9 protein-coding genes and 1 pseudogene are annotated in these 14,546 nt (G+C 71.2%); 4 read left to right on the top strand and 6 right to left on the bottom strand.

The genetic code is table 11. The annotated features are described in order from the left end of the window. Positions 1-2 precede the first annotated feature (2 nt). From KQY30_RS15265 to KQY30_RS15255, 3 genes are all read left to right on the top strand, one after another. Entirely contained in the window at positions 3-1,052 is a 1,050-nt protein-coding gene (locus KQY30_RS15265; RefSeq protein WP_217307287.1) for an alpha/beta fold hydrolase, read from the top strand. A 60-nt stretch (positions 1,053-1,112) separates the two neighbouring features. Beyond that, the gene (locus KQY30_RS15260) at positions 1,113-1,589 is read left to right on the top strand and encodes a cupin domain-containing protein (RefSeq protein ID WP_217307286.1); all 477 of its coding nucleotides are present in this window, start codon (positions 1,113-1,115) and stop codon (positions 1,587-1,589) included. An 83-nt stretch (positions 1,590-1,672) separates the two neighbouring features. Then, on the top strand, positions 1,673-2,527 hold the full coding sequence (locus KQY30_RS15255) for an alpha/beta fold hydrolase (RefSeq protein ID WP_217307285.1): 855 nt from the start codon (positions 1,673-1,675) through the stop codon (positions 2,525-2,527). Between the two features lie 123 nt (positions 2,528-2,650). Here KQY30_RS15255 and KQY30_RS15250 read toward each other — a convergent pair whose 3' ends face one another. The 4 genes from KQY30_RS15250 to KQY30_RS15235 all read right to left on the bottom strand — a co-directional run bounded on the left by KQY30_RS15250 (position 2,651) and on the right by KQY30_RS15235 (position 9,976). Further along, positions 2,651-5,431 carry an AAA family ATPase gene (locus KQY30_RS15250; protein WP_217307284.1) on the bottom strand — a complete coding sequence of 927 codons (2,781 nt, stop codon included), beginning with the start codon at positions 5,429-5,431 and terminating at the stop codon, positions 2,651-2,653. Between the two features lie 100 nt (positions 5,432-5,531). Then, positions 5,532-8,294 (bottom strand): helix-turn-helix transcriptional regulator, encoded by a 2,763-nt coding sequence (locus tag KQY30_RS15245; protein WP_217307283.1) that lies wholly within the window; start codon positions 8,292-8,294, stop codon positions 5,532-5,534. A gap of 259 nt (positions 8,295-8,553) precedes the next feature. Continuing rightward, a complete protein-coding gene (locus KQY30_RS15240; protein WP_217307282.1) occupies positions 8,554-9,330 on the bottom strand; it encodes a DUF4232 domain-containing protein in 777 nt (258 codons plus the stop codon). A 103-nt stretch (positions 9,331-9,433) separates the two neighbouring features. Then, on the bottom strand, positions 9,434-9,976 hold the full coding sequence (locus tag KQY30_RS15235; protein WP_217307281.1) for a GNAT family N-acetyltransferase: 543 nt from the start codon (positions 9,974-9,976) through the stop codon (positions 9,434-9,436). 396 nt (positions 9,977-10,372) lie between these two features. Between KQY30_RS15235 and KQY30_RS15230 the strand changes: the two genes are divergently transcribed. Further along, positions 10,373-12,661 carry an N-acetylmuramoyl-L-alanine amidase gene (locus tag KQY30_RS15230; protein WP_217307280.1) on the top strand — a complete coding sequence of 763 codons (2,289 nt, stop codon included), beginning with the start codon at positions 10,373-10,375 and terminating at the stop codon, positions 12,659-12,661. A gap of 103 nt (positions 12,662-12,764) precedes the next feature. Here the strand turns inward: KQY30_RS15230 and KQY30_RS15225 are convergent, their stop codons facing one another. Continuing rightward, a complete protein-coding gene (locus KQY30_RS15225) occupies positions 12,765-13,661 on the bottom strand; it encodes a TauD/TfdA family dioxygenase (RefSeq protein WP_217307279.1) in 897 nt (298 codons plus the stop codon). 171 nt (positions 13,662-13,832) lie between these two features. Then, a pseudogene (locus tag KQY30_RS37430) lies at positions 13,833-14,429 on the bottom strand (thioesterase domain-containing protein); the annotation flags it as partial. Positions 14,430-14,546: the final 117 nt, after the last annotated feature.

Raw genomic sequence — 14,546 nt, 5'->3', positions numbered from 1 at the left:
GAATGAGATTCCCCCTGCCCGGAAAGCGCCGCGTGCTCGGTGTGGCCCTCGCCGTGGCCGTCGCCGTGGGCGCGACCACGATCACCGCGGCCGCACCTCCCACGACTCACGCGGCTCCCACGACTCACGCGGCCCGCGCAAGCCACGCGGCTCCCACGGCCCGCACGTCCGCCTCGTCCGCCGGCGAGAAGGTGCCCGCGGGGTTCAGCGAGCACAAGACCCGCGTCGCCGGTATCGGTCTGAACTACGTCATCGGCGGCCACGGACCGACGCTGCTGCTCATCCACGGCTACCCGCAGACCTGGTACGAGTGGCACGGCATCATGCCCGCACTCGCGAAGCACTACACGGTCATCGCCCCCGACCTGCCCGGCGCGGGAAAGAGCGACGCCCCGCCCTCCGGCTACGACAAGAAGACGATGGCCGCCAAGCTGCACGCGCTGCTGGCATCGCTCGGCAAGGACGACGACGTACGGGTCGTCGGCCACGACATCGGCTCGATGGTCGCCTACTCCTACGCCGCCCAGTACCCGGACACCGTCACCAAGCTCGTCCTGAGCGAGGCGCCGATCCCGGACCTGGGCATCTACCAGATCCCCTCGCTGACCGAAAAGGGCCCCGGCGTGTGGAACTTCGGGTTCTTCAACCTGTCCAACGGGCTGGCGGAGAACATGATCAAGGGCCGCGAGGTCGCCTGGACCGCCGGCTTCATCGGCGGGTTCGAGGGAGTCCAGGGCGCGGTGAGCCCGGCGGACATCCGGGTGTTCGCCCACTACCTGCGCGACCCCGCGCACCTGGAGGCGAGCCTGGCGTGGTTCCGCGTGTTCCCGCAGGACATCCGTGACAACGAGCAGTTCCAGAAGACCCCGCTGCGGATGCCGGTGCTGGCCGTCGGCGCCTCGGGCAGCCTCGGCAGCGCGGTGGGCGATCAGGCCGCGCAGTACGCCACGGACGTCACCGGGGTGACGGTTCCCGACTCCGGCCACTGGATCTACGAGGAACACCCCGAGGAGCTGACCACCACGCTGCTCGGTTTCCTCGGCCGCCCCTGACCGCCGTACGCCCCTGAACCGCTGTACGCACCTCACCGTCGTACGCCCCTAGGAACGATCATGATCAAGAATTTCCCCGGCTTCGAGTCCACCCCCGAGCGCGAGCCGTTCTGGTTCCTCGGCGGGCAGGCCAGGATCCTGCTTCCCGGCTCCGCGACCGGCAACGCCGTGAGCCTCATGGAGTTCTCGGACCCGATAGGCCACGCGCCGCCGCGCCATGTGCACGAGAACGAGGAAGAACTCTGGTTCGTCCTTGACGGCGAGGTGTCGTTCTTCGTCGGCGACGAGCGCCACGACCTGACCGCCGGACAGGTCGCCCATGGCCCGCGCGGTGTGCCGCACAGCTATCTGGTCCGCTCCGAGGGCGCCCGGCTCGCCGTCGTCTTCAGCCCGGCCCTCATCGAGGAGTGGTTCAAGGCCAACGGCACTCCGGTCGCCGAGACCGGTGACCTTCCGCCGGCCTTCGACCTGGCGGCCGTCGTGGGTTCGGCGGAGGCATTCCGCCTGCGTGTCACCGGGCCGCCGCCGACGCTGTGACCGGCCCCCGAGCCCCGAGACCCCGAGACCCCGAGCCCCCGAGTCCCGAGTCCCGAGTCCCTGAGACCTTGAAGGAAGACGACATGACGTACCCCCAGCCCGTGCTGTCCGGCCGGGCCCTGCTGCGGCGCAAGAGCGTCGTGATCCCCGCGCTGGTGGCCGCGGCCCTGCTCGCCATCCCGGCGAGCTCGCAGGCCGCCCCGAACCCGGCCCCGGCCGCCGCCGCCGTGAAAACGGCCAAGCCGACGATCGTCCTGGTGCACGGCGCCTTCGCGGACTCCTCCGGCTGGGACGGCGTCGTCGCCCGGCTGGAGCGCGAGGGCTACCCCGTACTCGGCCTGGCGAACCCGCTGCGCGACCTGCCCGGCGACGCCGCCTACCTGTCCAGCGTCCTGGACACCATCCCCGGTCCGGTCGTCCTGGTCGGGCACTCCTACGGCGGCGCGGTCATCACCAACGCCGCCGCCGGCCACGCCAACGTCAAAGCCCTGGTCTACATCGCGGCCTTCGCGCCCGACCAGGGCGAGAGCAGCCTGCAGATCACAGGCGAGTACCCGGGCAGCCAACTGCCCTCGTCCCTCGTGGTGCGGCCCTTCCCCGGCGGTGGCCAGGACGCCTACATCGACCCGGCCGCCTTCCAGAAGGTCTTCGCCGCGGATGTGCCGGCCCGCGAGACCCGCCTGATGGCGGCCGGACAACGCCCCGTCGCGCTCGCCGCGCTGGCCGCTCCCAGCAGTGCGCCGGCCTGGCGGACCATCCCGTCCTGGTACCTGGTCGCCGGCGCCGACCAGGCCATCCCGCCGGCCGCCGAGCGGGCCATGGCCCGGCGCGCCCACGCGCACACCGTGACCGTCCCGAGAGCCTCGCACGCCGTGATGGTCTCCCACCCGGAAGCCGTCGCGGACCTCGTCGAGGCGGCGGCGCGGGCCACCGGCTGACCGGTTGCGTTGACCAGCGATCGGCGGGACCGTGCGGCCACGGCGCGGTCCCGCCGCTTCGTCCGGAAGGAGAACGACCCCTGCCCGGGCGGTGGCGTCAGCCGTTCAGCCGACCGAAGGAGGTCAACCGGCCGAAGGCGGCCGCGGCGAGGACTGATCGCCGTGGTCGGCCAGCGCGGCGGCGAGCTGATTGCGGGAGGCGATTCCGAGCTTCGGGAACATCCGGTACAGATGCGAGCTGACCGTACGGTGCGACAGGAACAGCCGCTGTCCTATCTCGCGGTTGGACAGCCCCTGCGCGGCCAGCTCGGCGATCTGCGTCTCCTGCGGCGAAAGCAGTTCGCGCGGGCTCGACGTCGGCTGCCATCCGCGTTCGCCCGTCGCACGGAGCTCCTGGTCGGCCCGCCGCGCCCAGGTGCGAGCACCTACGGCGTCGAACGCGGTCCTCGCCGCCCGCAGCGGTTCACGGGACTCGACGACGCGTCGTTGCCGCCGCAGCCACGAGCCGTAAGCCAGCTCGACACGGGCCCGGTGCCAGGGCAGCTCGCGAGCCGCGCCGGCCATGGCCGCCCGGAAGAGCGGCTCGGCCGAGGCGCGGTCGGCCAGCACCGCTCTTGCGTACTCCAGCGCGATGGCCGCGCCCGTGGGAGGGCACGTCCCCGCGATCTGTTCGATGGAGGCCAGCACGGATCTCGCCTCGGCCCGGTGATTGGCGCGGACGGCGGCGTCGGCCAGGTAGCTGAGTGTCCACACCTGCTGCGTCCGCTGGAACGCGGGGTCGGCGGGCGCGAACACCCGGCGAAGCTCGCCGTACGCCTGCTCGTGCCGGTTCGCACCCAACTCGGACATGCCACGGGTCAGTTGCACGCCGGCCAGAAGCGACGACGCGGCATTCGGGGTCCGCAGCGCGGCGTGCTCGGCCTCCGACAGCAGACCGTGGCGGGTGTCCCGGTCTCCGCGGACCGCGTCGATCAGCGCCACGGCGATACGTGCGGTGGCGGCCCACAGCGACTGACCCGTCTCGTCCGCGAGCCGCATGGCCTCGTCGGCCGAGCGGGCCGCGTCAAAGACCCCCAGGTAGACCTCGGCCCAGGCCCGTATCGCCAGCGCCTCGGCAAGCAGGCTCATGCGGCCCTGGGCGCGAAGCTCCTGGACGGGTGTGGACAGGAAGGCGACGGCATGGCGGAAATCGCCGGTGCAGAACGCGGCGATGCCCAGCAGGCCGGCCAGATCCGGTCGTCCGCCGGCGTCGGCCGGCCACCGCGCGAGCTGTTCGACGACCACCGGCCTCTGCTCGTCGGACTGGGAGAGGGCGTAGATGGCCAGCAGCCCGGGGTCGTCGGCCGGCAGGCTCACCTGCTGCGCCGCCCGGACGATCTCGTGCCGCACCGTCGGACCGGGATCGCGCCACCACACCCTCCGGGCCGCGCCGACCAGCAACTGCATGGCGAGGTCGACGTCCTGTGCGCCGATGGCGTGCCGCGCCAGGCCGACCAGGTGGCGTACTTCCGCGGGCTCACCCGTGGAGCCGTCGTGGAAGACGCCTTCGAGCGCGGCCAGCCTCGACTGGTCCCGGTGCCGGAGCGTCATCCCCGTGACCTGCGCCTTGATCTGCTCGACCTGGCGGAACCGGCCGAGCTGATAACCGAGTTCAGCGGCGCTGAGCAGACGGGCGGCCTGTGACCGAGGGTCCGGACTCAGCGCGGCCGCCCGCTCGAGCCACGCGGCGGCCGAGGCGACCGCGCCGCGGCGCTGGGCGTTCTCGGCCGCCCGTTCCAGCTCGGCCGCGATGTGTTCGTCGCGGCCCGACACCGAGGAGGCCCGGTGCCATGTCGCGCGGTCCGGTTGATCGGCCAGGACACGCGCGAGCGCCGCGTGCGCCCGCAGGCGGGTGGCCGGCGGCATGCCCTGCCGGAGGGCCGAACCGACCAGCGGGTGGGCGATCCGGTACCGCTCGCCGAGCACGGTCAGGAGCCCCTGCTCGAAGGCGGGCTGCGCCATGACGAGGTCGACCGGCGAACCGAACAGGATCCCCGCGGCCGCGAGGACGTCGTCGAGGTCGTCGCCGTCGTCGACCGCGGCAATGGTCAGAACCGCGCGCACGGCCGGGGCGAGGTGCTCGGCATGCCGTGCGAACGTACGTTCCAGGCGGGTGGTCATGGGCAGGTCCTGGTCGAACTCGGTCCATGTGTACCGACCCGACTCCAGCGCGCTGGCGAACTCGATCAGGGCGAGCGGATTGCCGCGGGCCTCCCGCAGTACGCGATCGCGCACGGTCGGGACGAGCCGAGGCGCCCGCGCGTCCAGCAACGCGGCCGACGCGGCCTCGTCGATGCCTTCCAGCTCCACCCACTCGATCGTGTGGGCGTCGGCGAACGGCAGCGACTCGGGCCGCGATGTGCACAGTACGATCACCCGCTCACTGGCGATGCGACGGCTGACGAAGGCCAGCACGTCGATCGACGGCTGGTCCATCCAGTGGAGGTCGTCGAGACACACGAGGACCGGCAGGTGTTCCGCCGAGTCGACGAGCAGTTCCAGAACGGCCAGGGATGTGAAGAACGGCTGCACCTCGGTCGCATCGCTCATCGCGAAGCAGGCGAGGAGGGCGTCGCGCTGCACGGCCGGAAGCCGGTCGACGCGGGGCAGCAGGGGCCGCAGTAGCTGATGGAGTCCGGCGAACGGGAGGCGCGACTCGGACTGATTGCCCCGCGCGGTGAGCACGGTGAATCCGGCGGACCGCGCGTGCTCCACGACCTCTGCCAGCAAGGCACTCTTGCCGACCCCGGGTTCTCCGAAGAGCCCGATCGCGCGCCCCCTGGAATCGATCTCGTCCAGGTGTCCGAACAGGGATCGAAGCTGGTCGTCGCGCCCGACGAGACGCCGGCCGTTGGTCGTGCACACAGAACGATCGTGCGATCGGCAGTGCCCGCTGTCCACCATGAGCTGGGCAAAACTGCTCGGACACGCTGGTCAGAACCAGGTCCAGCCCGGCGGACAGGACCTAGTCCGACGTTGGGGGACCGTCATCCAATCCCGGCCGGTCGAGTGCGGCGGCGATCTGTCTCCGCGAGGTGAGCCCGAGTTTGCGGAACACCTTGTTCAGATGGAACTCGACCGTCGAGGTCGTGATGAACAGCCGCGAGGCGATCTCGGCGTTGGTCAGTCCCGAAGCGGCCAGCAGGGCCACCTGCCGTTCCTGGGGCGTCAGATCGAATCTGGTTTCCGGGACGCGTCTGCGCGCTGTCTCCCCTGTCGCGAGCAGCTCGATCCGGGCTCGTTCGGCGAACAGTGACGCACCCCACGCGTCGAAGGACTCGTACGCGGCCCGCAGATGGACCCTGGCCTCGGACCGGCGCTTGCGCCGGCGGAGCCACTCGCCGAACAACAGGCGTGACCGTGCGTGTTCCGCGGCGACGGGGACAGTCGCCAGAAGGTCGATCGACTCCCGGTACCGGATCTCGGCGTCGGCGGTCTCGTCCGTCAGGGCCCGGCACCGGGCCAGGAGCCCCAGCGCCCACGGCGTTCCGGCACGCCGTGCGCGGTCTTCGAGCCGCTTCAGCGCGAGGTCCGCCGTGTGCCGGTCGCCTGCGCGGACGGCGGCTTCCACGAGAAGCGGCAGTACGAGGTTGCCCTGCGACGGCACGTCCTCCTCGTACACGGGCAGCGCGTGGCGCAGCGCCTCGTCGTAGCGCCCCATGCCCAGGTCGAGAACGCAGAGCGCGTGCAGCGCCAGGTGGCGCATCATGCCCAGTCCGTATGTCGTGGCGACGGCATCCATCATCGCCACGACGGCGCGCACATCGCTCTCCCTGCCCATCCACGCGTACAGCAGGGCCCTGTTGAGATCTCCTTGCGTGGTCAGTCCGATGGCGGTGGCGTAGTCGTCGGACTCGGCGAAGAGCGCGTCCGCCGCGGTCAGCCGCCCGTTGCGGATCTCGGTGTACGCCAGGACCGACAAGGACAGGCTGAGCCCGTACAGCGCTCCCTGGCCGCGGTCCTCGGCCGCGAGCCGGCCGACGATCTCGACGGATGCCTCGATGTCCCACACGTCGTCCGCCGCGAGGCTCACGATGATGCTGAACGGGCTCGCCACGTCGTGCAGTTCGGCCGAGGCGCGCAGTTTCGCCAGGGCCTCCTGGATCGTCGCCACGCTGCTCTCGTAGCCGTAGACCGTACGGAGAGCCAGGCCTTTGATCAGCTCGTCGGGGCTCCAGGCCGGGGCGTCCGGGCGGTGCGGGGCGGCGATCGCGGCCTTGGCCACGTCCGCCAGGGTCGTGCGGTGCATGGGGTCGCGGGCGATGACGGCGGCGTGCATGGCCTCGTAGAGCAGTTCCCAGGTCATACGGGGATCCGCGTCGGCGAGTTCGGCCACGGCGTCGAGCATCATGGCGGGGACGCGGTTGTTGCCGGTGTCGAACAGCTCTGCCGTGGCCCGGATCCGGAGCGCCCGGGCGCGGGCGGAGGGGTGTTGCAGGGCCGGTACGGCGAGGTCGAGCAGGGGGTGCACCGCGGCGCGGTCGCCGGAGGTCAGATGGGCCTGGGCCGCGGCGAGATAGCGCTCGGCGCGTTGGGCCGGCTCGACGGTGAGCTCCGCGGCCTTGGACAGGAACAACGCCTGGGCGGAGTAGCCGCCCCTGGCCCGGGCCCAGTCCGAAGCGGCGTCCAGGTCCGCGGCCGCCGCGTCGTCGGGGCCGATGGTCGCCTGGGCACGGTGCCAGGCCCGCCGGTCGGGAACACGGGCCGGATCGCTGGCCGCCTCAAGGGCGGCATGGATCCGCCGCCGGTCGTCCCCGGAAGCCGCCGCGTAGACGGAGGACCGGATGAGCGGATGCCGGAACCCGAGGCCGGCGCCATGGTCCAGGATCCCGGCCTCGACCGCCGCGACCGCGGACCTGGCCGGCAGGCCCAGCACGCCCGCCGCGTGCCAGACCACCGCCATGTCGTCGGTCGGCGCCGCGGCCATGAGCAGGAGCAGCATCCGGGTGTCCGACGGCAGCGCGGCCACCGACTGCCGGAAGTGCTCCTCCAGAAGCCTGCTCACCGGCAGCGGCTCGGGCATCGGCGCGACCCCGGCCAACTGCTCGGCACCGAGACGCGACGCCAGCTCGATGAGCGCCAGCGGATTGCCGCCGGTGCCGGTCACGATGGAGTCCGCGACCGCCGTGTCCAGATGCCCGTCGACGGCGAGGGACAACAGCTCCCGGGCGTCGGCGGCGGGCAGCCCGCCGACATGCAGGGAAGGCATGGCGTCGAACAGTCTGTGGTCGGCGAGGTCGTTCCTGGCCGCGAAGATCAAGCCCAGCGAGTCGGCGTGGAGCCGCCGGGCGACAAAGGCCAGCGTCTCGGCCGACTCCCGGTCGAGCCAGTGGACGTCGTCGATCAGGCACAGCATCGGCAGCTCCGACGCGGCGGAGGACAGCAGCGCCAAGGTCGCCAGACCCACGAGGTACCGGTCCGAGTGCGAGATGTCGGCCAGGCCGAGGGCGGCGTTCAGCGCGTCCTGCTGTACGGCGGGAAGCCGGTCGATGCGGTTGAGGTGCGGCCGCAGGAGCCGGTGCAGCGCGCCGTAGCCCAGAAGCTGCTCGGCCTCGACGCCGACCAGCCGCGTCAGCCCGACACCGGCGGCTTGGGCCGCCGCGTGTTCCAGCAGCCGCGTCTTGCCGATCCCGGCTTCGCCCACGAGCACCAGGACACCGCTGAGTCCCTCCCGAGCCGCGTCGATCAGTTGTTCGATCGCCTCGCGTTCGGCGAAGCGGCCGACCATCGGCCGCACCGCCCCGGGACGAGACCCGCGCCACACCATGGAATCCCCTGTCGTCGAGACCCTGACGTGAGAAGACGCTAGGCGCGCGGGGATGTCGTAATCGAGCGTCACATGACGGTGATCCACCTCGAAGCGCCACCGGTCTCGCACGGCTCGGCGGAGGAGACGAGGCTGAGCGCGTGCCGACGCGGGCCGCGGACCTGTTGTCGGCACGGTGGCCGGTACGGTCCGATGCCGGCGATGGCGGGGGCAAGGGGTGTCAGCCGGTGACCCCGAACGGGGTGATTCCGATCTTTCCGTGGCAGGGCGAGATGCGCGGCCAGGTCAGGACCAGGGGCGTGGAGTCGTCGGGCACCCAGATGTCCGCAGCGTACGGCGGGTAGTAGAAGTCGGCGCCGTTGCAGACCGTGGCCGTGGCCGACTTCCAGACGATGCTGAACGGAGTGCTCTGCCCGGGAGCGAGCCGGACAGCCGTGGGGCGCCCCGGACCGTAGCGCGTGACCGACAGGGGCCGCCGGGTCGTCGTGTCGATGCGGCCGAGGCACTGCGGACCCGGATAGCTCGGCATGCATGTTATGGGGATCTCTTCCCCGCCGATGAAGACGACCCCCGGCCACCCGTCGAGCACACACCTGATGCCGGAGCGATTGCGCAGCCGCACGTCCATGGCCACGTCCCCCGGGTTGCCCAGGACTGCCTTCCTCGGCTTGTCGGAAGTGAGTACCAGATCGCGGGCGGCGCAGCCGTTCTCCATTTGTCCCCCGGAGACGACGGCAGGGGACGGGGACACGGTGGATCGCGTCGGGGACGCGCTCGGGGCGGGCGTAGCGCTCCGCCGGGCCGTCCGTGTGGGAACCGCCGACCGGGTGACCGGGGCCGCCGACGGGGTGACCGCGGTGTGCGGCGGCGCGCTGGAGCGCGGGGCCGGAGCCACGACGGTGTCGTCGTCGGGCGGCGGCGTGACGTCGCACGCGACGGCGGTCAAGGCTGCCAGAAGGCAGAACAGGAGGGCGGTGATGCCCCGGGGATGTGTCACCGCTCGCACGATAGGCAGGTGACCGGCTCCGCACGAGCCGACCAGGAATTCGGCCTGACATTCTTCATCGCGCGTTCACCGCTCCCCGGCCCCGGCCTTTCTCCTACGCCTTCGAGTTCGGCTTCCAGTCCTGGACGAGGAGCCCGAGCAGCACTTCGTCCAGGAACTCGCCCATCACCCACGCCGAGGAGCGCAGCGCGCCCTCGCGGATGAAGCCGTTGCGCTCGGCGGAGCGGAGCATTGCGGTGTTGTCCGCGAGCGTTTCGATCTGTAGCCGGTGCAGGCTGCGTACGACGAAGCCGTAGTGGCACAGCGTCGCGACCACGTCGGTGCCGTACCCCTTGCCTCGGCAGGACGGGAACAGCCCCAGCCCGATGTGCGCGGACCTGTTGTGGGTGTCGATGCCCCACAGCGCCGCGGCGCCGACCAGCGTGCCGCCCGCCAGTTCCACCACGGAGAACGGGACGCGCCTCTCCTCGTTGTCGTCCACCACGAGCCGCGGGTCCTTCGAGCCGGGCGTGATCGGCCGCCACGGCTTGCTTTCGGACCGTGAGGAGTTGACCACGTCGTCGTAGAGCTCGGCCCGCAGGACCGGGACGTCGTCCTCGTGCCGGGCCCTGAGCCCGACCTTGCCGCCTCTTAGCATGCAGGTTTCCTATCCGGCCGGACCGACGGGCCGCAATCCAATATGCGGTCGTCCCAGTCGGACGGCCCGCGAGGCGGGATGGCCCAGTGAATGGCGCACGAGGCTGGATTGCCCGCGACGCCGAACCAATCCTCGGGCGTCGAGGGCCGCATTCCGCACAGGGTGCAGTCCGGGCATTACTCCACGTAACGCTGCGTGACATCAATCACAGTCGTCGGGTAGACCTGTGTGATTACCTGGCTTTTGTTGAATCAAGTCGGCTTGAGGCCGGTCCGCGTGGTGGGGCCGGATGTTGGCAGTGCGCGTTCCCGGCGGGGTGGTCATGGGGATGTGAGGCACTGACCACGTTTCCTTCTCAGGCCGCCATCTGCTGTTTCTTTCGGCGAGTAACTGACAATGGGGTGGGGCTGCGTGACGCGGCGTCGGATATGGGTGACCGCGGCTACAGCCGTGGCGGGTCTGGCCGGGGTGTTCGTCCTGCAAGGGGTGACCGGCAGTGATGAGGGCCCCGCGGTGGCCGGCGGCAAGCCCGCCCCGGTGAAAGTGAAGGCGGAGACCGCCGAGCTGACATCGGAGGACGGCGGGCGCAGTGCGTCGCTCGTACGGCGGGACACCGGTCAGTTCAGCATGCTCGGCGTGACCTGGACCGATCCCGGTGCGCATATCGCGGGGACCGTCGAGGCCCGTACCCGCGCCAGTGGCTCAGGGCAGTGGTCGCCGTGGCTCCGGCTCGACGGCGACAGCGGTCAGGGGGAATCGGGAGCCGCACGCGGCGGTACGGAGCCGGCCTGGGTCGGCCCGTCCGACGCGGTTGAGGTGCGGGTGAGTTCCGGCAAGGGGACTTCCACGGCACTGCCGGCCGGTCTGCGCCTGGACATGGTCGATCCCGGAACCGGCAAGGTCACCGGTATGGAGCCCGCCGCGTTCTCCGTCGAGGAGAGCGATCCGCCCGCGCCCACCGGCACAGTGGCCGAGCCAAGTGACCCCGCGTCACCAACGTCGTCCCCGGAGGAGACGATGAGCGAGTCACCGACGACGCAGCCTCCGCCGGCCGTCGAGTCGCCGTCCGCGTCTCCGACGGGCAGCGGTACCCCGTCGCCCTCGGTCTCGCCGCCGGTCAGTCCCACGGCGACCGTGACGACTCCGCCCGCGCCGCCCTCGACCGCGCCGAAGCCGCCGATCGTCTCCCGCGCGGGCTGGGGAGCGGACGAGTCGATCAGCCCCGAGGAGCCCGGTTATCTGCCCGACGGCAGGATCAAGGCCGTCGTCGTGCACCACACCGCCGAGTCGAACACGTACACCTGTGAACAGGCCCCCGCCGTTGTGCGTGGTATCTACGCGTATCACGTCCAGCAACTGGGCTGGAAGGACGTCGGCTACAACTTCCTCGTCGACAAGTGCGGCACGGTCTACGAGGGCCGCAAGGGCGGAGTCGACCGCCCCGTACTCGGCGCGCACGCCTACGGCTTCAACACCGAGACAACCGGCATATCCGTCCTCGGCACGTACACCGACACCGCTCCGTCCCAGGCCGCGATGGTCTCGGTGGCGCGCGTCGCCGCGTGGAAGCTCGGACAGTACGGGGTCGACCCCACCGGCACCACCACCCTCACGGCCGGTGACAGCGGCCGCAGTTACACGGGCAAGACCTGGGCCAAGGGCGCCCAGCTCTCCTTCCCCACGATCCACGGGCACCGGGACGGCTACAACACGCAGTGCCCCGGCGACGCCTTCTACAACCAGCTCGCCACGATCCGCTCCTGGGCCGGCGGACCCGTCGCGGGGCTGACACTGAAGTCCGTGACCGGCGCGGGGGTCTCCGGGACGACCCACTACACGAAGTCCGCGATCACCGTGAACTGGTCGGCCACGACGCCCGCCGCCCTGGTCAAGCAGTACGAGCTCCTCGTGGACGGCAAGGTCGCCGCCACCGCCGCGGGCAGCGCCACCTCCGCCAAGGCGAACCTCGCCATTGGGAGCCACAAGGTCGCCGTACGGGCGGTCCACCAGTCGGGCAGGACCAGCACCACGGCGACAGCGACCGTCGTGGCGGAGACGACCGCCCCCACCTTCAGCACGAAGCCGGCTCTTGCCCTGAAGGCCGGGACGGTCAACACCGCCGCGGTACCCGTCACACTGAGCTGGAAGGCGACGGACACCGCCGCGCTGAAGGAGGTACGGCTGACCGCGCCGGTGGCCAGGACGTACGGCCCGACCACCTACAGCGCCGCGCACACCGCCAAGTCGGGCGCGGCGACCGCCTGGAGCATGACGGCGTACGACCAGGCCGGGAACTCGGCCACCGCGTCCGTGTCCGCGACGCCGGTCATCCTCCAGGAGACGTCGGCGGTCCGGAGCGGCACGTGGACGACGAAGTCCTCCACCAGCTACCTCGGCGGCAAGTCCTACTCCAGCTCGACCAAGAACGCGAGCCTGACCTGGACCTTCACCGGGAAGTCCGCGGCCTGGGTCGTCTCCCGCGCCACCACGTCCGGCCAGGCGTACGTGTACGTGGACGGGGTCAAGGCCGCGACGGTCGACCTGAAGTCCTCCACCACCAAGTACCGCGACGCGATCTGGACCAAAACCTGGTCCACCAGCGCCAAACACACCGTCAAGATCGTCGTGGTCGGCACCACCGGCCGCCCGGCCATCACCACGGACGGCCTGGTGTACCTCAAGTAACCTACGGATAGGCACAGGAGGGCCCGGACAGGACATGTCCGGGCCCTCCCGCTGTCCGCGCCCACGTCCGGGCCGGCATTGCCGGATCGAAGGGTTGGCGGGATCAAAGGGTGTGGGGCGGGGTGGTGGCGGAGGGGGGTGTGGGGGAGTTGATGGCTACTCGGCGGGCGTAGCGGGTGTGGGGGTAGTAGTCCCATGTCGCGTGGTGCTGGACGCAGCGGTTGTCCCAGAGGACCAGGGTGTTGGGGGTCCAGCGGACGCGGCAGTGGAGGAGGGGGGTTGTGGCGATGTAGTCGTACAGGGTTTTGAGGATCGCCTCGCTCTCGCCGCGGGAGAGCTGGGGGATGTGCGAGGTGTAGGCGCCGTTGACGTACAGGAGTTGGCGGCCGGTGTCGGGGTGGCGGACCACCACCGGGTGTTCCGTCTTCGGGATGACCAGCCCGGGCGGCGGGGTGTGGCCGCGCCAGGCCAGGAGGCCGTCGTGGATGGCGGTGAGGCCGTCCAGGAAGGTCCTCATGGGCGGGGAGAGCATTTCGTACGCCAGGTGCATATTGGCGAACAGGGTGTCGCCGCCGCTGCCGATCTCGGGGGTGCGGGTGACGTAGAGCATGGAGCCCAGGGACGGCAGGGCGTCGGCGGTGCCGTCGGCGTGCCAGCCGTTGCCGGCCACGACCCGCGAGTTCTTGTTCGCGCTGACTTCCAGGATGTACGGGTCGGAGTCCGGCGGGGGCGGGGTCACGGGGTGCAGTTCGCCGAAGAGGCCGGCGAAGCGCTTGTGGTCCTCGTCGCTCAGGTCCTGGTCGCGGAACACCAGCACGTGGTGGGTCAGAAACGCGCGCCGTACGTCGTCCGTCTCGGCCGGGGTCAGTTCCTTCGACAGGTCCAGGTCGAACACCTCCGCGCCGAGCAGCGGGGTCAGCGGCTCGACCACGATGCTGTCGTAGACCTCCGGCGGCCTCGTGGTGACGCGTTCGATGGCGTCCAAAGCGAACTGTTCCATGGTGTCCAGATGTCCTCTCGGATGGGCGGGGCGTACCAGGCGTGGGCGGACGGGGCGTGGGCGTGCGGGGCGGTGCCGGGGCCTACGGGGTGGTGCTGGGGCGGACGTTCCGTGCGTGGCAGTGGTGGTGGCGGTGATGGTGGTGGTCGTGGCGGGTCGGTCGGCGATGGGTCAGTCGGCGGCGGGGGACTGCCGGGACGTTGCCGCGTTGATGGCGTCGGCCACGTCCTTCACGTACGGCGGTTGCACCAGGCCGTAGTGCGTGGTGTCCACGACATGCCCCTCCGCGGGTTCTGGCAGACGGGTACGCCATGCTCCGAGCTGGGCTTCCGGCGGTTCGGGGGCCGGCAGGCCGGATACGGAACGGGCCGCGAGCCACAGGGTGCTGGGGGTACGGGTCAGCCGGGGCGGCCGGTGGTCGCGCATACTGGTCAGATTGGTCCGGCAGCACTGCGCGAGGCGCTTGGCGTACGCCTGCGGGCCCTCGCCCAGCGGGTCGCCGGAGGCGTTCTGGTTCAGCTCGCGTGCGAACACCTCCTGGAGTTGACCCTCGTCGTAGCCACCGAGCCGCGGTCCCGCGTCGGGGGGTGGCGGGTCGAGCAGATACAGCGCGTCCGCCGGCCGCCCGGCGGCTTCCGCCTCGGCCGCCATCGCCTGCGCGACCCACGCGCCGAAGGACCAGCCCGCGAGCCGCCAGCGCCATGTCCCGTGCGGGAAGCGGGCTTGGAGGGCGGCGTGGTAGCGGCGGGCGCGTTCGGTGAGTGTCCAGGCCGGACGATCCGTGTCGCCCGGCTTCGTGTTGCTTGGCTCCGTGTCGTCGAGCGTGGTGTCGTCGGGCGCGGTGTCGCCGGGAGCCGGGAGGCCGGGGCCGGAGTCAAGGTGAGC

This window comes from Streptomyces sp. GMY02 (genome assembly GCF_019056675.1).
In the GTDB taxonomy this organism is placed as follows: Bacteria; Actinomycetota; Actinomycetes; order Streptomycetales; family Streptomycetaceae; genus Streptomyces; species Streptomyces odonnellii.
Note: the sequence above shows the minus strand (reverse complement) of the source record. Positions and strands in the feature narration are given on the sequence as shown.